This window comes from Pseudomonas sp. AL 58 (genome assembly GCF_036348395.1).
Classification (GTDB): Bacteria; Pseudomonadota; Gammaproteobacteria; order Pseudomonadales; family Pseudomonadaceae; genus Aquipseudomonas; species Aquipseudomonas defluvii.
On sequence record NZ_JAZBQR010000001.1, the window covers coordinates 56,084 to 76,115 of the forward strand.

A 20,032-nucleotide genomic window follows, 5' to 3' on the forward strand; every position below is an offset into this window, starting at 1 on the left:
CGGCTTTTGTCTGGCATATGAAAGGGCATCATGTCGCAGACAAGTGGGGCTCATTTGCCGCTGTTTGTGTTGCCCGGCGCCATCCCCGAGCCTGTACAAGGGGGGATGCGCAGGGTTACTGGAACATGAACAGCGTTTCGTTGCTGAACTGGGCTTCAAACTGGTGGGCCGGCATTGGCCGACCGAACAGGTAGCCCTGAACCTCATCACAACCGTGTTCTCGGAGGAACTCCAGCTGTTCATGGGTTTCCACACCCTCGGCGATTACTGCCAGGTTCAGGCTGTGGGCCATGGCGATGATCGCACGGGCGATCTGGCCATCCTGCTCGCCTTCGGGCAGGCCATCGACGAAGGTGCGGTCGATCTTCAGCACGTCGATCGGGAACTGCTTGAGGTAGTTCAGTGACGAATAGCCGGTACCGAAGTCATCGACCGCAATGCTCAGGCCGAGGTTTTTCAGGCTGGCGAGTATCTGCATGGCCTCGTTGACCTCGCGCATCAAGATACTTTCGGTCAGCTCCAGTTCCAGGCACGCCGGTGGAACGCCGGTTTCGTTGAGGATCGTGGCGATGCGGGTACCCAGTTGCCCATCGGAAAACTGTCTCGCAGAAATGTTCACCGAAACTTTCGGTACCCGTACCTTGGCCTGGTGCCACTCTTTGAGCTGACGACTGGCTTCACGCAGTACCCAGTCACCGACATCGACCACCAGCCCCAACTCCTCAATCACCGGAATAAAGTCGCCCGGCGGTACCAGGCCACGGGTTGGGTGGCGCCAGCGCAGGAGCGCTTCGGCGCCGGTCAGGCGTTTGCCGTCGCCGCTGAACTGCGGTTGGTAGTACAGGATGAACTCGTTCTGCTCCAGTGCATGGCGCAGGTCGCTTTCCAGCTCCAGGCGCTCCAGCGCACTGGCGTTCATATCCGCCTGGTAGAACTGGAAGTTGTTCTTGCCGCGCTCCTTGGCGTGGTACATCGCGGTGTCGGCGTTTTTCATCAGTTGGCTGAGTTCGCTGCCATCCTGAGGGCTCAGGGCAATACCGATACTGGCGGTGACGAAGAACTCGCGGTTTTCCAGCACAAAGGGACGAACCAGGCTGTTGAGGATCTGTTCGGCCACATTGATGGCGCGGTTCAGCGCCATCTCGCGGGTTGCGCGTGGTTGCAGCAGCAGCGTGAATTCGTCGCCGCCCATGCGCGCAACGGTGTCGTCAGTGTCGACACAGTCGAGCAGGCGTTCGGCCATGTCCTTGAGCATACGGTCGCCGGCCGCGTGGCCAAGGGAGTCATTGATCGGCTTGAAACGGTCCAGGTCGAGGAACATCAGCACCACCCAGGCCTTTTGACGATCAGCTTGCTGCAGTGCGGTGTGCAGGCGGTCCTGGAACAGCGTGCGGTTCGGCAGGTGCGTCAGGGCGTCGTAGTAGGCCAGACGGTGAATGCGTTGTTCGCTGGCCTTGCGCTCGCTGATGTCGGTAAAGAAACACACATAGCTGGCCAGGTCGCCTTCGTCGTCGAGCACAGCGGTAATGCCGACCCAGGCCGGGTAATGCTCGCCGGTGCGACGTTTAAGCCAGACTTCACCTTCCCAGGTGCCGCGGATGTGCAACTGTTTGACCACGTAGCGCAGGTGCGCTTCCTGCTGTTCGTCGACCGTCAGCATATTTGGCAGTTGGTCGAGCACCTCTGCTGCGCTGTAGCCGCTGACGCGGCTGAAGGCTTCGTTGGACTGGACGATATAGCCCGCCGGGTCGGTGATCAGGATGGCCGAAGTCGAGTGCTCAAACACTGTCGCAGCCATGCGCAGGTCTTTTTCAGCGCGGCGCTGCTGGCTGATGTCACGGCCGACGCCGAGTATGCCCTCGAACCGATTGTGCTCATCCCAGACCAGTACCAGGCGCAGTTCGATCGGGATCTTGCGACCATCGGCGCGCAGGCAGTCGAACAGGAACAACTGAGTGGGAAGCTGGGTACGCAATTGCTCCAGTTGTTCTGGAGCGTGCAGGGCACGGTTGAGGCGTTCGATCAGGCTGTAGATGCCGGTCAACTGTGCCGGGTTGGCAATGGTCGATTGCCAGCCGTTCTCGAAAATCCAGTCGACCTCGTAGCCCAATACCGCGTGTACCGAGGGGCTGACATAGTTGGGTTTCAGCATGCTGTCGGTGGAGAAGATGACGTCGCTGATACTTTCGGCAAGCATGCGGTAACGCTGTTCGCTGTCACGCAGCGATTCGCTGGCCTCTATCTGCTCGGTAACGTCTTTGGCCACGCCAATGATGCGGGTGACGTTGCCATCGTTGTCGCGGGTCAGGACCTCTTCGCGAATATCATAACGACGCCAACCCTGGTCACGGTGACGGAAACGTAGCTGGCAGTGCAGTTGTTCCAGGTAGCCACTCTCGCGCTGTTGCTGACGCATCCGGTTGTAGAGTGTGGCGTCTTCAGGGTGCAGAAGGATTTCCCAGAATCGCTCGCCCATCGTCTCCAGTTCGGTACGGGAGTAACCCAGGGTCTGGCCCAGGTGCCGATTGCTGAAGATCATCCGTTGGTTTTGCACGTCCTGCACGTAGAGTTGATCCGGTACGGTACGGACCACGTTCGACCAGAAACTTTCACGCTCCAGCAGCGACAGCTCGACCTGCTTGCGGCTGGTAATATCGCTGATGCTGAGGGTTACCGCTTGATAGTCAGCGCGTTGCTCGGGGAAACGCACCGTCAGCCACAGGTGCAGCTCCTGGTCATCGGCACCACTGAGGCGAACCTCCAGCTCAAGCTGATGTTGATTGTTCAGGACGGCTTCGACCAGTTGCAGGCCAATCCCTTCGTTGCGTGTATCGCCAGCAATCAGGCGTTGCCAGGCACCGTTGCGGCATTCAACCCCCAGCAGTTGCAGGGCGACTTGATTGACCTCGGTGACTTTCAACTCCTGCAGCAACGTGTTGCGCAGGGACCGGTCAAGCAGCAGGCGGTGCTCAAGCTGGTCTTGGCCACGAAGGCGCAGTCGTTCAAGCGTATTGATCAGGCCGGACAAGTCCAGCACACAAAGGGCGACCCCTGTCCCTTCGAAAATATCCTGGTAGCGTCGGCGTCCTTCTTGCAGTGCGCGTTGGCGCTTGCGCATGCTGGCCAATGCCAGCAGCGGCAGCAGGGCGCAGATCAGGCCAAGCAGGCATTTACTGATCAGAGCAGGCAACAGTTGCTGACGACTCAATTCGGCATCGTAGAGGCCGCGCAGTTGCCAGTCGCTGTTATCGAGGAATGTCAGCAGTACGCTCTGCAGTGGCTCGGCGTTGGCTGGCCGTGGCGTTTCAGGTGAGCGATGTTGATTGATGATTTCAGCCGTTCGGCTGTTTTCCAGCAGCCACAAGGGGCGGGTGGGGTTGTCCAGGTGTTCGGCCAGCGCGCTGTAATACTCAGGGCTCAGGCGCAGCAGCCAGTAACCGCTGGTCGGCCGATCTGATTGGCGTAGCAGCAGGTAGATGTAACTGTTGTCACTGTTGTTACTGAAGTAGTACGGGTGGCCATTGCTCAGCCGTATCAATTCTTCAATAGCATGCTGGTCAGGCGATTCGCCGAGGCTGTCGCGCAACGGGCGTGCCTGGCTGTCGAACCAGGCGATGCTGCGCAGTGAGGGCAGTGCGCGCTGCAGATTGGCCACCACCTTCGGTAGCGCGCGGTCGTCCGGGGGCAGCGGGTAGGGTTGAACCTGATTGAGTGCGGTCTGAGCCTTGAGGGCCATGTTCAGGCTCAGGTGATCGGCCAACTCGTTGCTGGAATCCAGGCTGTGTTGGCGCTCATCGGCAAGGGTATGGTGGTACTGATCAATCAATAGCCAGAACAGCAGGCCGAGCAGCAGCAATACCAGGATGGCCAACACCCCTTTCAACGAACCGCGCAACAATGAACCCGAGCTGGAGGGGGCGGTACGCAGGGAGGACGGCTGAGTAAGATTGGTCAAACGTTGATCCTGCGGTATGGCTGGCTGTGGCAGGTTTGAGCTGCTTATTGGGTGCGCACCCTCACGCTCAGCCGTGCAGGCCGATGCGTACTCATAAGCTGGACGCCCGAAGGGCGCTTAGCATGCCTTGAGTTGTGGCGAAGTGCCAGTCCTGTTCGCAGATCCCGACAAAGTGCCATGTCGGCGGCCCAGGCCTGTCTGGTCCTGAGCTTGGGCCTGACGGCTATCGGTTGGCCAAGTTAATAGTCGCTTTTACTTTTTTACGTCATACAATTGGCCCCTTGAATTTACTTGCTTACAGGAGCTCAACGTTTTGGCTCAATACGTCTACACCATGCATCGGCTGAGCAAAGTTGTTCCGCCGAAGCGGGAAATCTTGAAGAATATCTCCCTGTCGTTTTTCCCCGGCGCCAAGATCGGCGTGCTCGGCCTCAACGGTTCGGGTAAATCCACCCTGTTGAAAATCATGGCGGGTGTTGATACCGAGTTCGACGGTGAAGCACGGCCAATGCCGGAGCTGAATGTCGGTTACCTGCCGCAGGAACCACAGCTCGACCCAACCAAAACCGTGCGTGAAGTGGTCGAAGAAGCGGTCAGCGTGATCAAGGATGCCCAGGCTCGCCTGGACGAAGTCTATGCGGCGTATGCCGATCCTGACGCCGACTTCGACAAGCTGGCCGCTGAACAGGCCAAGCTTGAGGCGATTCTGCAGGCCAGCGATGGTCACAACCTGGAGCGTCAGCTGGAAGTGGCGGCCGATGCCCTGCGCCTGCCTGCCTGGGACGCCAAGGTCGAACACCTGTCGGGTGGTGAAAAGCGTCGTGTAGCACTCTGCCGTCTGCTGCTGTCGGCACCGGACATGCTCCTGCTCGACGAACCGACCAACCACCTGGATGCCGACTCTGTCGCCTGGCTCGAGCACTTCCTGCACGACTTCCCGGGTACTGTGGTAGCGATTACCCACGACCGTTACTTCCTCGACAACGTCGCCGGCTGGATCCTCGAACTCGACCGTGGCGCCGGTATTCCGTACGAAGGCAACTATTCGGGCTGGCTGGAAGCCAAGTCGGATCGTCTGGCCCAGGAATCCAAGCAGCAGTCGGCCCATGAAAAGGCCATGAAGGAAGAACTGGAGTGGGTGCGCAAAGGCGCCAAGGCACGCCAGTCGAAATCCAAGGCTCGTCTGCAGCGCTTCGAAGAAATGCAATCGCAGGAATTCCAGAAACGCAGCGAAACCAACGAGATCTATATCCCGGCTGGCCCGCGCCTGGGCGACAAGGTCATCGAGTTCAAGAACGTCACCAAGGGTTATGGCGACCGTGTACTGATCGACAACCTGTCGTTCAGCATGCCTAAAGGCGCCATTGTCGGTGTGATCGGTGGTAACGGTGCCGGTAAATCGACCCTGTTCCGCATGCTGATGGGCAAGGAAACACCAGACTCGGGCACCATCGAGATCGGTGAAACCGTGCAACTGGCCTGTGTCGATCAGAGCCGCGAAGACCTGGACGGCAACAAGACCGTGTTCCAGCAGATCTCCGATGGTTCCGACCAGATCCGTATCGGTAACTACGAAATCCCTTCGCGTACCTACGTGGGTCGCTTCAACTTCAAGGGCGGCGACCAGCAGAAGTTCGTCAAGGACCTCTCCGGTGGTGAGCGTGGCCGTCTGCACCTGGCCCTGACCCTGAAGGAAGGCGCCAACGTCCTGCTGCTCGATGAACCGTCCAACGACCTGGACGTGGAAACCCTGCGTTCGCTGGAAGAAGCCCTGCTGGACTTCCCGGGCGCCGCTATCGTGATCTCTCACGATCGCTGGTTCCTGGACCGCGTGGCCACCCACATCCTGGCCTACGAGGACGATTCCCAGGCGGTATTCTTCGAGGGTAACTACACCGAGTACGAAGCCGACCGCAAGAAGCGTCTTGGCGAAGCTGCTGCCCAGCCGCACCGGGTACGGCACAAAAAACTGGCATAACCGCTCGCGGTTTTGCACTGGAACGGGGCCTTCGGGCTCCGTTTTTTTTTGCCGAAAAATGTGGCGTACCTGTTGCCTGAAAGGCAGGCTCTCTAAGGCTAAGCATGCGCTGGCTCAGGCAAAACAGCCTGGCTGAAGACGCGCTTGAATGTGTATACATTTACATAAATGCACCATTTAATTTCAAAAAAACGACATTTTGCACTGTCGCAGTGCGCCTTGACTTGATAAAGTCCCGGGAAAAATTCTTACAAGCTAATCATCTGCCGAGACCTTCCCATGATCGAATCCGTCGAAGACTTCCTCGCACGCCTGAAAAAACGTGACCCAGCCCAGCCTGAATTCCATCAGGCGGTGGAAGAGGTACTGCGCAGCCTCTGGCCCTTCCTGGAAGCCAATCCGCACTACCTGCAGGCCGGTATTCTTGAGCGTATGGTCGAGCCTGAGCGCGCGATCCTGTTCCGCGTGTCGTGGGTCGACGATCAGGGCAAGGTCCAGGTCAACCGCGGTTATCGCATCCAGATGAGCAGTGCCATTGGCCCTTACAAGGGTGGCTTGCGTTTCCACCCGTCGGTCAACCTTGGCGTGCTGAAGTTCCTGGCCTTTGAACAGGTCTTCAAGAACTCCCTGACCTCGCTGCCCATGGGCGGCGGCAAGGGCGGCTCTGACTTTGACCCCAAAGGCAAGAGCGACGCTGAAGTGATGCGCTTCTGCCAGGCGTTCATGAGCGAGCTGTACCGCCACATTGGTGCCGACCTTGACGTACCGGCCGGTGATATCGGCGTCGGCGCACGGGAAATCGGCTTCATGTTCGGCCAATACAAGCGCCTGGCGAACCAGTTCACCTCCGTGCTGACCGGCAAGGGCATGACCTACGGCGGCAGCCTGATCCGCCCTGAGGCGACCGGTTACGGTTGCGTTTACTTTGCCGAAGAGATGCTCAAGCGTCAGAACCTGCGCATTGACGGTCGCCGTGTTGCCATCTCCGGTTCCGGCAACGTGGCCCAGTACGCCGCGCGCAAGGTCATGGACCTGGGTGGCAAGGTGATCTCCTTGTCCGATTCCGAAGGTACCCTGTATTGCGAAGCGGGCCTGAATGATGAGCAATGGGACGCGTTGATGGCGCTGAAGAACGTCAAGCGTGGCCGCCTCAGTGAGATGGGCGGGCACTTTGGCCTGGAGTTCCGTGCCGGTCAGCGTCCCTGGAGCCTGCCGTGTGACATCGCCCTGCCGTGCGCCACCCAGAACGAACTGGACGCTGACGATGCCCGCACCTTGCTGAGCAATGGCTGCCTCTGTGTGGCCGAAGGTGCAAACATGCCGACCACCCTGGAGGCAGTGGATATCTTCCTTGAGGCCGGCATCCTCTTCGCTCCGGGCAAGGCGTCCAACGCCGGTGGCGTGGCCGTGAGCGGGCTGGAGATGTCGCAGAACGCCATGCGCCTGTTGTGGACTGCTGGCGAAGTGGACAGCAAGCTGCACAACATCATGCAGTCGATCCACCACGCCTGCGTGCATTACGGTGAGGAAAACGGTCGAATCAACTACGTCAAAGGCGCCAACATTGCCGGCTTCGTCAAAGTTGCCGATGCGATGCTGGCTCAAGGCGTCGTTTAAGCCTCCGGTTCGATGGCGATGATCTCGATCGACTGATCACCCGCCGGTCGTCGCCACACCACTTCGTCCCCTGGCTTGGCGCCCAGCAGCGCCCGGCCCAGGGGTGAACCCCAGTTGATCAGGCCGCTTGCGGCATAGGCCTGATCTTCTCCGACCAGTTGAACCTGATGCTGCTGACCGCTTTCATCGGCAAAGGTCACGTGGCTGCCAATCTGCACCTTGTCCCGTGATGCCGCTGGCGCAACCACCAGCGCACTCTGCACCTTGGCATTGAAATAGCGCAGGTCACGCTCGGTCTCCACGAGCCGCTGCTTGTCTGCCTGCTCACCTTGGGCGAGCAGTTCACTGCGCAGCGTGTTCAATTCGGCGACACGCTCATGCAGCAAGGTAAGACCTCGGGCGGTGACGTAGTTGGGTTGCTCGCTGATCTGACGTTCAACGGGCTGATCAGCCTGGTCACCGGCTTGATCTTCATTGACGAATGCACGACTCATGAACGGCTCCTTCTCAGGAGACCCTGCTGACAGACGTGCGCACTCTGGCTGACCCGTTTGCGACCTGTTTGCGTCGCCGCATCGCGGTCTTTCTCCTGCTGCCATTGTTCTTCGTGATCGTCCCAATGGCGGGCACGGTAGTCTCGCAGGTCCTGATGCTCCTGCATGGCCTGGCACTGGCGAAAGCCATTGTCCCAGCCGGCCTCATATTGGCGGTTGTGCAGGTAGCGTGGTACATCTTTGCGAAAGTCGCCAGCTATTAACGCTGCGGCCTGACAACCGTCACGGTCGTCTCCCGAGTGCCATTGGCAATCGCCGAAAAGGCCAGTACACAAAGATCCGTACACAGGGGCCAGTACACTGCGGCTTATCAGTAGTTGTACCACTTGAGCTCAAGCATTACCTCGTTCTGCGCTGTGGTGAACGCGCTGAAATCGCGTTTTGCGCTCAGGCGCAGGCCGAGGTTGTTCGACAGCTCCCACTGCTGGTTCAGGCTCAGGCTGCGGCGCACTTCGCCATTGGTAAAGTAATCGCCCTTGGCCTCCAGGCTCAGGTTGCCCAGCCCGTTACGCCACAAAAGGCCGGTGTTGAAGCCCGCTGCTGGCGCAATGAAGCCGGCGAAGTCGGCGTTGTGCTCGACCCTTACGGTTCCAAGGGCAAAGCCGAGCATTTCGTCGCTCAGCGCCCAAGTGCCGCCAGCGCCGCCATTTACATGACTGACCAGGGTTTCGTCACCCTCCCTGCCAAGCACCCGCTCCAGGCCACCTGCGACTTGCCATGACCAGGGTTGCAACAGGGCGTTGCGCGGGGTCAGCGAGCGAATGGTCGCCAGGTCCAGGCGTTGCAGTTGCCACTGGTTGTTTTCGTACTGGCGTAGTTTCAGCTGGAGGATTTCGATTTGCGCCCCCAGCGGGAAGCCATACATATTGTCGTTGAGGTCGTGGTAAGCCATGCGCAGGCCATACTCGGCGAACGCACGGTCTTCTCGTGTGCCCACCCCTAACTGCCAGGTGCGCGACTGATGGCCATCTTCGGGCAGCCCTGGCCGCTTTATATCGAGCTCAGGTGGAGGGTTGCGGTTGATCGCTCGCAGCAGTTCAAAGCTGCGTTTGGCGCGCGCCGGATCACGCTCCTGGCCATTGGCACGGTAGCGTTCCAGGCGGTAGGCGGCGTCTTGCACCAAGGCCTGGCGGTCACGTGGCAGTGCGCTGAACGCCGGGCTTTGCAGTTGTGCGGTATCGGCACTGACGGCCAGCACCTGGCGCTGCTCCTCGGCATCCAGTGGCGCTGCGCGCTCCAGCAATTCACGTTCGCGCGAAGGCCGATAGTCGATACGCTCCACCAGCCCCGATTGCTTGACGGCCTTGACGGTGTCGGTAGGAATGGCCGTGAGCGGGAACTGCGAGGTCAGGTCCAGGCTTGGGCGAGCCACCTGTAGCAACTCGAGCAAACGGTAAGAGCAGTTTTCGTCAAAGAAAAAGTAGTCGAAGCGAATCTGTTTGAGTTCCCACACGTGCTCGACCATGCGCCCGGTTTCTTCCGGGGTCAGGTTCAAGCGGTACTCCCACAGGTCGCGGTTTTCCAGGCTGCGGTATTCCGAAAGCTTTTCCTGATAGGGCACCAGTGCAAACAGGCCCGGATAGCCGCCCATCAGGCCTTTCCAGGCATAGAGGATGCTGTTGTCGTTGCCTTCTATGTAGGCGCCAAAGTTGATCGCGTAACTCAGTAACGCCGTGTCGTTCTTTTGCACATCGGCCTGATCGATACGCAGCAGGGTATGGCCGAACATCGATGAGGGGCTGTTCAAGTAGGCTGCCGGGAAGATCATCACCGCACTGTGTGGCGAAACATCCTTGAACCACTGGGGGTATTCCTTGCAGTCCGGTGCGGGCAGGTCATTCAACTGCAGTTGTTCGCGCAGCCAGCGGGTGCGTGCCGGGAACACGCACTGCGCATGCTTGTCACCCAGGCTTGCTGGTGCATAGAGCGCCTGGAGCGTGGCCTTCAACTCCAGATCAGGGTGATGCCCTCCGTCTTTGGCGAGAAAGAAACGTTGGTCGTCGACATAACTTCGCCAGCCACCAAGCTTGGCGGTTTCGTAGTGACCCAAAGCGATCCAGTAGCGATCATTGGCCAACTGGTTCAGGCGGTTGTCGTCGAAAACGGGAGCTGCATGCAACGGGGCGCAGGCACAGAGCGCCAGGTAGGCAAGGCGTTTGAGCATGTCGGGCAACTACGTCTGAATGATGCCGATAGAGGCGAAGAACAACCCGCCCCATCAGGGGCGGGTAGGCCGAGCTTAAGCCTGGGTCGCGTATTTGGCCAGGCGTGGGTCGCTTTTCAAAACTGCCAGGGTATTGGTGTGGACATCTTCAGCGGTGATGTCTGCAGTCTTGAAGATCTCCTGGAAATGTTGGTGGGTGACGGCGGCGAAGTGCGCGCGGTCTTCGGGCGCTACGCCAAGAACGACGGCGTACGTGGTCAGTGCTTCACCTTGGCCTTTGGCCATGTCTTCAGACAGTTCGTTCATCATGCCATTCATGGCGAACCACGACTTGCCGCCATACGTCAGCGCGGCATTGGTCGCGCAGCCGTTAGTGCCGGACGTCATGCCGAACGTTGCGTTACCGGAGGTGCCATTGGTGGTCGATGCAAGGAAGTGGGCCGGTGTACCGCGCTGGCCCTCGAACAGCAGGTTGCCCCAGCCGCAATCCGGGCCGCCAGGCGCCTGGGCCATGGCGTTCAGGGATGCGGCGGCGAACAGAGTACCCAGAAGAATCCGTTTCATAGCATTGTTCTCTTTCTAAGAAGTACAAACCAAAGGTCAGGGTTATCTGGCATATCGGTGAGACCAGTAGCCAGCGCGGGTCGGTTATTTACCCAGCCGCGCAGCCTTCAGTTTAGGCACGATCTAACAGTTCGCTGGTTAATTGCGAAAGATTGCTGGCGGCGCACGTGCAGCGCAGGTTTCGCCCTGTTGCAGAAAGCGTTGAAGAGCCTTGCAAGCCGCAGGTTCCCGGCGCCAGAATGCTTCATCTGCCCCGCCGAAGTAAGGAAGCCCGATGCCCGATCCTGTTGCTGCGAGCCTGCGTCTTGCGCCAGAAGCCTTGACCCGGCCGTTTTCCGCTGAACAGTTCGCTTTTACCACCACCAATGATCTGGAGCCCTTTCGCGGTGTGCTTGGCCAGGAACGTGCCGTCGAAGCCTTGCAGTTTGGCGTCGCCATGCCGCGTCCTGGGTACAACGTTTTTGTCATGGGTGAGCCCGGCACCGGGCGCTTCTCATTCGTCAAGCGCTACCTGAAAGCCGAAGGCAAGCGCCTGCATACCCCCTCGGACTGGGTCTACGTCAACAACTTCGATGACCCGCGCGAAGCCAAGGCACTGGAGTTGCCGCCTGGCAGCGCCGGAGCGTTCATCGCTGATATTGGCGGCTTGATCGACAACCTGCTGGCAACCTTCCCGGCGGTGTTCGAGCACCCCTCGTTCCAGCAGAAAAAAAGCGCCATCGACCGCGGTTTCAATCAGCGCTATGACCGTGCCCTGGATGTCATCGAGCGGGCGTCCCTGGAAAAGGACGTTGCCCTGTATCGTGACAGTAGTAACGTTGCCTTCACCCCGATGAGTGACGGCAAGGCGCTGGATGAGGCCGAGTTTGCGCAGTTGCCTGAAGCCGAGCGTGAGCGTTTCCACGAGGACATTGCCGCACTGGAAGAGCGTCTGAACGAAGAGCTGGCCAGCTTGCCGCAGTGGAAGCGCGAGTCGAGCAACCAGTTGCGTCAGCTCAACGAAGAAACCATTACCCTGGCCTTGCAGCCGCTGTTGTCGCCGCTCTCGGAAAAGTACGCGGAGAACGCCGCCGTCTGCGCCTACCTGCAAGCCATGCAGGTCAACTTGTTGCGCACGGTGGTCGAGCAACTGGTCGACGACAGCAAAAGCGACGCGGTGGCCCGCAAGATGCTGGAAGAGCAATATGCGCCAAGCCTGGTGGTTGGGCATCCGGTCAGTGGCGGTGCGCCGGTGGTGTTTGAGCCGCACCCGACCTACGACAACCTGTTTGGCCGTATCGAATACAGCACCGATCAAGGGGCGCTCTACACCAGCTATCGGCAACTGCGCCCCGGCGCGCTGCACCGTGCAAATGGTGGTTTCCTGATTCTTGAAGCCGAGAAAATGTTGGGCGAACCCTTTGTCTGGGATGCGCTCAAGCGTGCCTTGCAATCGCGCAAACTGAAAATGGAGTCACCGTTGGGCGAGCTGGGGCGCGTCGCCACCGTCAGCCTCACACCGCAGATGATTCCGCTGCAGGTCAAGGTCGTTATCATTGGGGCCCGCCAGCTGTACTACGCCCTGCAGGACCATGATCCGGACTTCCAGGAAATGTTCCGGGTGCTGGTGGATTTCGACGAAGACATTCCAATGGTCGACGAGAGCCTGGAACAATTCGCGCAGTTGCTCAAAACCCGTACCAGCGAGGAAGGCATGGCGCCGTTGACTGCCGATGCGGTCGCACGCCTGGCAACCTACAGTGCGCGTTTGGCCGAGCATCAAGGGCGTTTGTCGGCGCGAATCGGTGACCTGTTCCAGCTAGTCAGCGAGGCGGACTTCATTCGCCACCTGGCCAACGATGAAATGACCGACTGCGGCCATATCGAGCGGGCGCTCAGGGCCAAGGCCACGCGCACTGGCAGGGTTTCGGCGCGGATTCTCGACGACATGCTTGCCGGGATCATCCTGATCGACACCGAAGGTGCGGCCGTGGGCAAGTGCAACGGCCTGACAGTGCTTGAAGTGGGTGATTCGGCGTTCGGCGTGCCGGCACGGATTTCCGCGACGGTGTACCCAGGTGGAAGTGGCATCGTCGACATCGAGCGAGAGGTCAATCTGGGCCAGCCGATTCACTCCAAGGGGGTAATGATCCTGACCGGTTACCTAGGCAGTCGTTATGCCCAGGAATTCCCGTTGGCCATTTCCGCAAGTATTGCGCTGGAGCAGTCCTACGGTTATGTCGACGGCGACAGTGCCTCCCTCGGTGAGGCCTGTACCCTGATTTCGGCGTTGTCGAGAACCCCGCTCAAGCAGTGTTTCGCTATTACCGGTTCCATCAACCAGTTCGGTGAGGTGCAGGCTGTCGGCGGGGTCAACGAGAAAATCGAGGGCTTCTTCCGGCTCTGCGAAGCCCGTGGCCTGACCGGTGAACAGGGGGCAATCATTCCGCGTGCCAACGTCACGACACTGATGCTCGATGAGCGGGTACTGCAGGCCGTGCGCGCGGGGCAGTTCCACATCTACGCGGTCAGCCAGGCCGATGAGGCATTGAGCCTGCTGGTGGGCGAACCCGCCGGTACGCCCGATGCCGAAGGTCAGTTCCCCGAAGGTAGCGTCAATGCCAGGGTGGTCGAGCGGCTGCGGGAAATTGCCGAGATGATCAGCGACGAGGAGCTCAAGGAGGCGGAGAAAGAGCACGCTGAACAGGCGTTGGTCGAGGTCAAGTCGTCCTGACGTGGGAGGGTGGGCGCCAGGGTCGGTATGACCATTCGGCGCCCGCTGCTGTGCTACCGCTTGTCGCTGTCGGTTTTCTTCTATTCTTCAGATCATGGACAGTCGTAGGTACAGGATAGAGACAGCTTCCGATGGGAGCTGAACAGGGTTTCTCCGAGGATCGTCGCCATGCCGCGCAGCCTCAGCCTTACTCGTCAATGCCTGGGTCTGGTCACCCGCATTGAATGCAGCATTCGTCCGCTGGCCGGTGACAATGGTATGTGGACGCTGCTTTTCGCCGCCGGCATGGCTGGCGAGCAACCTTCCGCGATCAAGGCTCAGGGGCCGTTCCACGGTCCTTACGTCGCAGAGTCAGTACTCAATGCCATCGTCGATAGCCTGACCTTGCATGGGTATCAAGTTGCGGATGGGCCACAGATCTGGTGCATTCACCTGCAGGCACAGCTCAGACGGATCAACGGCGAACGGGTGCATCACGTGGGTGATTTCCAGTTCCATCCAGAGACCTGAGGGCTGCCCCCGGTTGCCTTGCGGCAACCTGACGCGGGCTTTTTCTGTCATTCGTGGCTGGTATACTTGTGCCCGTTTTCTCGCCACCGATGAGTTTTTTAATGGAACGTTTTATCGAAAACACGATGTATGCCTCTCGCTGGCTGCTCGCGCCCATCTACTTTGGTTTGTCCTTGGGGCTGCTGGCGCTGGCACTGAAATTTTTCCAGGAAATCTTCCACGTATTGCCCAACGTGTTTTCCATGGCTGAAGCCGACCTGATCCTGGTGATCCTTTCGTTGATCGACATGTCCCTGGTGGGTGGCCTGCTGGTCATGGTGATGTTCTCCGGCTATGAGAACTTTGTCTCGCAACTGAACATCGATGACGACAAGGAAAAGCTCAGTTGGCTGGGCAAGATGGACTCCACCTCGCTGAAGATGAAGGTGGCGGCCTCGATCGTGGCGATCTCCTCGATCCACCTGTTGCGGGTTTTCATGGACGCGCGGAACATCGAGACGCAGTACCTGATGTGGTATGTGATCATCCACATGACCTTTGTGGTGTCTGCGTTCGCGATGGGTTACCTGGACAAATTGACCAAGCACTGATTGCGTCTTGCTCGGTGCGCTTGAAACCGCCCGTCCGTTACAAAACGGACGGGCGGTTGCGTTTCTGGCTTGTACTTTGTTCATCCCTGTACGAAGAATGAACAGTCGCTCGTATGTCCCAGTAGTGAGGTGCTGCAATGAACCTGCACGATCTGAATACCGAGGCCAGGGCTGGTCATGTCGAGGAACTCAACCTGATCGCTATCGAAGGGGGGGATTACCTGCTTGAGGCACGCGTACATGGGCGCGCCCACCCGTTGTCTGATACACGAGGCCAGCGCTTGCGCGTGCACTCTGTGGAAGAGGCGCGCGGGCAGTTGCAGGGGTTGCCAGACCTGCCGCTGAACCTGGTGCATTGGTCGGTGCAGGACGAAATGTGCGGCATGAGCAGCACAGCGGAAGAGGATCTGAAAGTGCCGATTTCCCGGCGTTCGGCCTGGTAGCTGAACTGCTGCGCCGCAGTGTGCTAGGCTGCTCGCCCTTTTCATGAAGGGCGCGGTCTTCGTGCGCCCTGTAGCGGAGCAAGCCAATGTCCGAAATCAACCTGTCTACCGACGAAACGCGCGTCAGCTACGGCATCGGCCGTCAGCTGGGTGGTCAACTGCGTGACAACCCACCACCAGGCGTCAACCTGGAAGCGATCCTGGCCGGTCTGACCGACGCGTTCAATGGCCAGGCCAGCCGTGTCAGCGAAGAAGCGCTGTCGGCCAGCTTCAAGGTCATCCGCGACATCATGCAAGCGCAAGCGGCTGCCAAGGCTGAAGCTGCGGCCGGCGAAGGCAAGGCCTTCCTGGCTGAAAACGCCAAGCGTGAAGGTATCACTACCCTGGCTTCGGGCCTGCAGTTTGAAGTACTGACCGCTGGTGAAGGTGCTAAGCCGACTCGCGATGACAGCGTCCGTACCCACTACCACGGCACCCTGATCGACGGCACTGTCTTCGACAGCTCCTACGAGCGCGGTCAGCCTGCTGAGTTCCCTGTTAGCGGCGTGATCGCTGGCTGGACCGAAGCCCTGCAACTGATGAACGCTGGTAGCAAATGGCGCCTGTACGTACCGAGCGAGCTGGCCTACGGCGCTCAGGGCGTTGGCAGCATCCCGCCGCACAGCGTACTGGTCTTCGACGTCGAGCTGCTCGACGTTCTGTAAGCCCTGGCGTTGCTGGGGGCTCGGCTCTCCGGCAGCGGCAATGCCGGCTTCTGCGCAACCGTGCGGGAGCCAGCGTTGCTGGCGATTACAGCGGGCGCAACGCCCGTGCGTAAGAAAACAGAAACAGGTTGCGCACCAGTTCCTTGAGCACATTCGGCTCGTTTGAATTCAAACCATTCAGGTCCAGATCACCCTGGGCGTGTAGCTCATGCAGTGCGTCTTCTTCGAGCACGGCACAGACCTCGCCGGTTTCCCGGTGCAGGATGCGCAGGCAAGGGTGAGGGCGTTCCAGCCAGGCGTCGATCAGATAGGTCATGACTATTCTCCTTGAGGTTTCAATGAGAATAATTCTTATTAGCAAAATAGCAAGAAGTGATTGGCAGTTGCTGCCAGAAGGTCGATCCGAGGCCGTTGCACGGCCCCGAATCCAGGTGCGGGTCAGACTTTACGGACGAACTCGGACTTGAGTTTCATCGCGCCGATGCCGTCGATCTTGCAGTCAATGTCATGGTCGCCGTCACATAGGCGGATGTTCTTGACCTTGGTACCGACCTTGACCACCAGGGACGAACCCTTGACCTTGAGGTCCTTGATCACGGTAACGGTGTCGCCGTCTTGCAGGACGTTGCCCACCGAGTCCTTTTTCACTGCCTCGTCGTTGCCTGCTTCGGCCTCACCGCTGGCGGACCACTCGTGGGCGCACTCGGGGCAGATCAGCATGGCACCGTCTTCGTAGGTGTATTCGGAGTTGCATTTTGGGCAGGGAGGCAAAGTGCTCACTAAGGTTCCTCTGGGGGTGCGTGCAAAAACCCACATTGTATAAGGTTTTGTTGCTCAGAGGGCAAGCGGGCCCATCCGAAGATGGGCCGGGGAGGGATCAGTGGGTGCGGGCGACGGCGAATTCGCTGAGTTCAACCAGCGCGTCACGGTACTCGCTGGCAGGCAGCACTTCCAGGCAGGCAATGGCGCGAGCGACATAGTCGCGGGCCAGTTGCGCGGTGTAGTCCAGTGCGCCGGCAGCTTCGACGGCCGCCCGGATGCTCTCCAGATCCTCGATACCGCCCTTCTGGATGGCCTGACGAACCAGGGCAGCCTGCTCGGCGGTGCCTTCGCGCATGGTGTAGATCAGCGGCAGGGTTGGCTTGCCTTCGGCCAGGTCGTCACCGACGTTCTTGCCAAGGGTTTGCGCATCGCCCTTGTAGTCGAGCAGGTCGTCGACCAGCTGGAAGGCTACGCCCAGGTGGTCACCGAAGGTACGCAGGGCTTCACGCTGAGCGTCACTGGCTTCAGCCAGGGCTGCGGCGCTGTGCGTCGAGGCCTCGAACAGCATTGCCGTCTTGCCGCGGATGACCTCCATGTAGACGTCTTCGGTCGTGCTGGCGTCGCGGATCTTGGACAGCTGCAGTACTTCGCCTTCGGCGATCACGCGGGTCGCCTTGGAGAGAATCTGCATGACCGGCATCGACCCCAGCTCGACCATCATTTCGAACGAGCGCGAGTAGAGGAAGTCGCCGACCAGTACGCTGGGCGCGTTGCCCCACAGGGCGTTGGCGGTGGAGCGGCCACGGCGCATGCCGGACATGTCGACGACATCGTCATGCAGCAGGGTCGCGGTGTGCAGGAACTCGATGGTGGCAGCGAGCAGGCGCAGTTGGTCGCCATCGCGGCCCAGTGCCTTGCCGCACAGCAGCACCAGCAGCGGGCGCAGGCGCTTGCCGCCAGCCGACGTGATGTAGTCACCGATTTTCGAGACCAGCGGCACACGTGAAGTCAGCTGCTTCTTGATAATCTCGTCAACGGCGCTGAAGTCGTCCGCTACCGCACGGTAGAAAGCTTGGGGTTGCATCGGCCACAGGTGCTCCATAAAGGTTGCGCGGCATGCTAGGTTGCAGGTCCCGACCTGTCAAGGCGCGGTGCCGGTGGGCTGGGGGCGGTACTTGCAAGCGCCGCGGGGCTTGCGTACAATCGCGCACCCTGAACTTCCTGGGCAGCACCTGCCTTACGCAATTGCACAGGGCCGTTCCAGCCTTATGCAGCCATGCCAGCCAATACTCTTACCTATAAAGAGCTGGGTGAGCAGGATTATCGGAGAAATACCATGTACGCAGTAATTGTTACCGGCGGTAAGCAGTACAAAGTCGCCGAAGGTGAATACCTGAAGATCGAAAAACTGGAAGTCGCTACCGGCGAATCCGTAACCTTCGATCGCGTTCTGTTGGTCGCCAATGGCGATGACGTAAACATCGGCGCACCTGTCGTCGCTGGCGCTAAAGTAGTCGCTGAAGTGATCTCCCAAGGTCGTCACGACAAAGTGCGCATCATCAAGTTCCGTCGTCGTAAGCACCACATGAAGCGTATGGGCCACCGCCAGTGGTTCACCGAGATCAAAATCACCGGTATTCAGGCTTAATTCAGCCTAATCCCCTTATTGGAGAGTTGAACTCATGGCACACAAAAAAGCTGGTGGTAGTACCCGTAACGGTCGCGACTCAGAAGCCAAACGCCTTGGCGTGAAGATGTATGGCGGCCAGGTCATCAAGGCCGGCAACATCATCGTTCGCCAGCGCGGCACCCAATTCCACGCTGGTTACGGCGTTGGCATGGGCAAAGATCACACCCTGTTCGCTAAAATCGAAGGCGTGATCAAGTTCGAGAAAAAAGGCGAGTTCGGTCGTCGTTACGTAAGCGTTGTCGCTGCCTAATAGCGATGTCGCTGGAAAAGCCCTGTCTCGCGACGGGGCTTTTTCGTTTGTGGGGTGAGTCTCTTGCAAAACTGTTTGTATGGGCTGCCGGCGCTGGATTCTACGGTCGTTGACGGGGCCGCCGCGCTCATTTTTGCAAGAGCCTTATGTCTTTGTGTCATTCAACTCGTCGAGACGACGAGAGGCGGTTTTTATGAAGTTTGTTGATGAAGTGTCGATCCGGGTCAAAGCCGGTGACGGTGGCAATGGTTGCATGAGCTTTCGTCGTGAGAAGTTCATCGAGAACGGTGGTCCCAACGGCGGTGACGGTGGTGACGGCGGCTCGGTGTTCATGGTTGCCGACGAGAACCTCAATACCTTGGTCGACTATCGCTATACCCGCCATTTCGAGGCCCAGCGCGGCTCCAATGGCGGCAGCACCGACTGCACCGGCAAGAAGGGCGACGACCTGATCCTGCGTGTACCGGTCGGTACTACCGTGATTGACGCCAGCACCCAGGAAGTCATCGGCGACCTGGTCAAGCCAGGGCAGAAGCTGATGGTGGTCCAGGGCGGCTGGCACGGCCTGGGCAACACGCGCTTCAAGTCCAGTACCAACCGTGCCCCGCGTCAGACTACGCCGGGCAAGCCGGGCGAGCAGCGTGACCTGAAGCTGGAAATGAAAGTGCTGGCCGACGTCGGCCTGCTGGGCCTGCCTAACGCAGGCAAGAGTACGTTCATTCGCTCGGTATCGGCTGCCAAGCCGAAGGTCGCCGATTACCCGTTCACCACCCTGGTGCCGAACCTGGGCGTGGTCAGTGTCGACCGCTGGAAGAGCTTCGTCATCGCCGACATTCCCGGCCTGATCGAAGGCGCTTCCGAGGGTGCTGGCCTGGGTATCCGCTTCCTCAAGCACTTGGCGCGTACTCGCCTCCTGCTGCACCTCGTCGACCTGGCGCCGCTGGACGAGAGCAACAGTGCCGATGCTGCCGAGGTCATTGTCAACGAGCTGACCCGCTTCAGCCCGTCGCTGGCTGAGCGCGATCGCTGGCTGGTGCTGAACAAGACTGACATGCTGATGGACGACGAGCGCGACGAGCGCGTCAAGGAAGTGGTTGAGCGTCTGCAGTGGGAAGGCCCGGTGTACGTGATCTCGGCAATCTCCAAGCAGGGCACCGAGCAGCTTAGCCGCGACATCATGCGCTATCTGGAAGACCGTGCTGATCGCCTGGCCAACGACCCGGCGTATGCCGAAGAGCTGGCGGATCTCGATCAGCGTATTGAAGACGAGGCCCGTGCCCAGCTTCAGGCGCTGGACGACGCACGTGCTCTGCGCCGTAGCGGCGTGAAGAGCGTGCATGACATCGGTGACGATGACGACGACGATTGGGATGAAGAGGACGAAGACGGTCCAGAAATCATTTACGTGCGCGACTGATCCGTTGCAGTACACTAAACGCCGCTTTTTTAAGCGGCGTTTTGCTGTCTGTAGGTGCAGGCTTTGCCCGTGATTGCATCAGCGTGGTACCTGTTAGGCTGCATCGCCGGCAAGGCCGGCT

General features: G+C 59.5%; 17 protein-coding genes and 1 pseudogene. 10 read left to right on the forward strand and 8 right to left on the reverse strand.

Annotation, left to right across the window (positions count from 1 at the left end; genetic code table 11):
• Positions 1–115: 115 nt before the first annotated feature.
• Positions 116–3,955: a sensor domain-containing protein gene (locus UIA24_RS00235; protein ID WP_099773494.1), complete on the reverse strand. Its 3,840-nt coding sequence runs from the start codon at positions 3,953–3,955 to the stop codon at positions 116–118.
• Between the two features lie 313 nt (positions 3,956–4,268).
• On the opposite strand from UIA24_RS00235, the gene ettA reads away from it, so the two are divergent.
• Entirely contained in the window at positions 4,269–5,933 is a 1,665-nt protein-coding gene (gene ettA, locus UIA24_RS00240) for an energy-dependent translational throttle protein EttA (RefSeq protein WP_065759270.1), read from the forward strand.
• A 279-nt stretch (positions 5,934–6,212) separates the two neighbouring features.
• On the forward strand, positions 6,213–7,550 hold the full coding sequence (gene gdhA, locus UIA24_RS00245) for an NADP-specific glutamate dehydrogenase (RefSeq protein WP_330521912.1): 1,338 nt from the start codon (positions 6,213–6,215) through the stop codon (positions 7,548–7,550).
• Here gdhA and UIA24_RS00250 read toward each other — a convergent pair.
• The 4 genes and pseudogenes from UIA24_RS00250 to UIA24_RS00265 form a co-directional block, all read right to left on the reverse strand.
• Entirely contained in the window at positions 7,547–8,044 is a 498-nt protein-coding gene (locus UIA24_RS00250) for a GreA/GreB family elongation factor (protein ID WP_099773496.1), read from the reverse strand. The genes gdhA and UIA24_RS00250 overlap by 4 nt on opposite strands.
• A gap of 74 nt (positions 8,045–8,118) precedes the next feature.
• Positions 8,119–8,331: pseudogene (locus tag UIA24_RS00255) on the reverse strand (hypothetical protein); the annotation flags it as partial.
• Positions 8,332–8,414: 83 nt separating this feature from the next.
• On the reverse strand, positions 8,415–10,268 hold the full coding sequence (locus tag UIA24_RS00260) for an Lnb N-terminal periplasmic domain-containing protein (protein ID WP_099773497.1): 1,854 nt from the start codon (positions 10,266–10,268) through the stop codon (positions 8,415–8,417).
• A gap of 75 nt (positions 10,269–10,343) precedes the next feature.
• The gene (locus UIA24_RS00265) at positions 10,344–10,832 is read right to left on the reverse strand and encodes a DUF3015 domain-containing protein (protein WP_099773498.1); all 489 of its coding nucleotides are present in this window, start codon (positions 10,830–10,832) and stop codon (positions 10,344–10,346) included.
• A 274-nt stretch (positions 10,833–11,106) separates the two neighbouring features.
• Between UIA24_RS00265 and UIA24_RS00270 the strand changes: the two genes are divergently transcribed.
• The 5 genes from UIA24_RS00270 to UIA24_RS00290 all read left to right on the forward strand — a co-directional run bounded on the left by UIA24_RS00270 (position 11,107) and on the right by UIA24_RS00290 (position 15,792).
• Positions 11,107–13,545 (forward strand): Lon protease family protein, encoded by a 2,439-nt coding sequence (locus UIA24_RS00270; protein WP_065760626.1) that lies wholly within the window; start codon positions 11,107–11,109, stop codon positions 13,543–13,545.
• Between the two features lie 168 nt (positions 13,546–13,713).
• Positions 13,714–14,055: a PA4575 family protein gene (locus UIA24_RS00275; protein ID WP_065760625.1), complete on the forward strand. Its 342-nt coding sequence runs from the start codon at positions 13,714–13,716 to the stop codon at positions 14,053–14,055.
• A gap of 101 nt (positions 14,056–14,156) precedes the next feature.
• Positions 14,157–14,645 (forward strand): TIGR00645 family protein, encoded by a 489-nt coding sequence (locus tag UIA24_RS00280; protein ID WP_065760624.1) that lies wholly within the window; start codon positions 14,157–14,159, stop codon positions 14,643–14,645.
• 137 nt (positions 14,646–14,782) lie between these two features.
• Complete coding sequence (locus UIA24_RS00285; RefSeq protein WP_065760623.1) at positions 14,783–15,088, forward strand: DUF6482 family protein; 306 nt, start codon at positions 14,783–14,785, stop codon at positions 15,086–15,088.
• An 86-nt stretch (positions 15,089–15,174) separates the two neighbouring features.
• Positions 15,175–15,792: an FKBP-type peptidyl-prolyl cis-trans isomerase gene (locus tag UIA24_RS00290; protein ID WP_065760622.1), complete on the forward strand. Its 618-nt coding sequence runs from the start codon at positions 15,175–15,177 to the stop codon at positions 15,790–15,792.
• 85 nt (positions 15,793–15,877) lie between these two features.
• Here UIA24_RS00290 and UIA24_RS00295 read toward each other — a convergent pair whose 3' ends face one another.
• The 3 genes from UIA24_RS00295 to UIA24_RS00305 all read right to left on the reverse strand — a co-directional run bounded on the left by UIA24_RS00295 (position 15,878) and on the right by UIA24_RS00305 (position 17,638).
• Complete coding sequence (locus tag UIA24_RS00295) at positions 15,878–16,108, reverse strand: PA4570 family protein (protein ID WP_099773501.1); 231 nt, start codon at positions 16,106–16,108, stop codon at positions 15,878–15,880.
• 122 nt (positions 16,109–16,230) lie between these two features.
• Complete coding sequence (locus UIA24_RS00300; protein ID WP_065760620.1) at positions 16,231–16,572, reverse strand: zinc ribbon domain-containing protein YjdM; 342 nt, start codon at positions 16,570–16,572, stop codon at positions 16,231–16,233.
• Positions 16,573–16,669: 97 nt separating this feature from the next.
• Positions 16,670–17,638, reverse strand: a complete 969-nt coding sequence (locus UIA24_RS00305; protein ID WP_065760619.1) for a polyprenyl synthetase family protein — start codon at positions 17,636–17,638, stop codon at positions 16,670–16,672.
• A gap of 252 nt (positions 17,639–17,890) precedes the next feature.
• On the opposite strand from UIA24_RS00305, the gene rplU reads away from it, so the two are divergent.
• The 3 genes from rplU to cgtA all read left to right on the forward strand — a co-directional run bounded on the left by rplU (position 17,891) and on the right by cgtA (position 19,911).
• On the forward strand, positions 17,891–18,202 hold the full coding sequence (gene rplU, locus UIA24_RS00310) for a 50S ribosomal protein L21 (RefSeq protein ID WP_065760618.1): 312 nt from the start codon (positions 17,891–17,893) through the stop codon (positions 18,200–18,202).
• 34 nt (positions 18,203–18,236) lie between these two features.
• Complete coding sequence (gene rpmA / locus UIA24_RS00315) at positions 18,237–18,494, forward strand: 50S ribosomal protein L27 (RefSeq protein ID WP_065760617.1); 258 nt, start codon at positions 18,237–18,239, stop codon at positions 18,492–18,494.
• A gap of 193 nt (positions 18,495–18,687) precedes the next feature.
• Positions 18,688–19,911 carry an Obg family GTPase CgtA gene (cgtA, locus tag UIA24_RS00320; RefSeq protein WP_065760616.1) on the forward strand — a complete coding sequence of 408 codons (1,224 nt, stop codon included), beginning with the start codon at positions 18,688–18,690 and terminating at the stop codon, positions 19,909–19,911.
• Positions 19,912–20,032: the final 121 nt, after the last annotated feature.

Bases quoted from the DNA above. Each gene is read 5' to 3' on its own strand.
- UIA24_RS00250 (WP_099773496.1), bottom strand. From the start codon at position 8,044: ATGAGTCGTGCATTCGTCAATGAAGATCAAGCCGGTGACCAGGCTGAT.
- gdhA (WP_330521912.1), top strand. From the start codon at position 6,213: ATGATCGAATCCGTCGAAGACTTCCTCGCACGCCTGAAAAAACGTGAC.
- UIA24_RS00260 (WP_099773497.1), bottom strand. From the start codon at position 10,268: ATGCTCAAACGCCTTGCCTACCTGGCGCTCTGTGCCTGCGCCCCGTTG.
- UIA24_RS00295 (WP_099773501.1), bottom strand. From the start codon at position 16,108: ATGACCTATCTGATCGACGCCTGGCTGGAACGCCCTCACCCTTGCCTG.
- UIA24_RS00305 (WP_065760619.1), bottom strand. From the start codon at position 17,638: ATGCAACCCCAAGCTTTCTACCGTGCGGTAGCGGACGACTTCAGCGCC.
- UIA24_RS00275 (WP_065760625.1), top strand. From the start codon at position 13,714: ATGCCGCGCAGCCTCAGCCTTACTCGTCAATGCCTGGGTCTGGTCACC.
- UIA24_RS00270 (WP_065760626.1), top strand. From the start codon at position 11,107: ATGCCCGATCCTGTTGCTGCGAGCCTGCGTCTTGCGCCAGAAGCCTTG.
- UIA24_RS00290 (WP_065760622.1), top strand. From the start codon at position 15,175: ATGTCCGAAATCAACCTGTCTACCGACGAAACGCGCGTCAGCTACGGC.
- rplU (WP_065760618.1), top strand. From the start codon at position 17,891: ATGTACGCAGTAATTGTTACCGGCGGTAAGCAGTACAAAGTCGCCGAA.
- UIA24_RS00265 (WP_099773498.1), bottom strand. From the start codon at position 10,832: ATGAAACGGATTCTTCTGGGTACTCTGTTCGCCGCCGCATCCCTGAAC.
- UIA24_RS00285 (WP_065760623.1), top strand. From the start codon at position 14,783: ATGAACCTGCACGATCTGAATACCGAGGCCAGGGCTGGTCATGTCGAG.
- UIA24_RS00280 (WP_065760624.1), top strand. From the start codon at position 14,157: ATGGAACGTTTTATCGAAAACACGATGTATGCCTCTCGCTGGCTGCTC.
- cgtA (WP_065760616.1), top strand. From the start codon at position 18,688: ATGAAGTTTGTTGATGAAGTGTCGATCCGGGTCAAAGCCGGTGACGGT.
- rpmA (WP_065760617.1), top strand. From the start codon at position 18,237: ATGGCACACAAAAAAGCTGGTGGTAGTACCCGTAACGGTCGCGACTCA.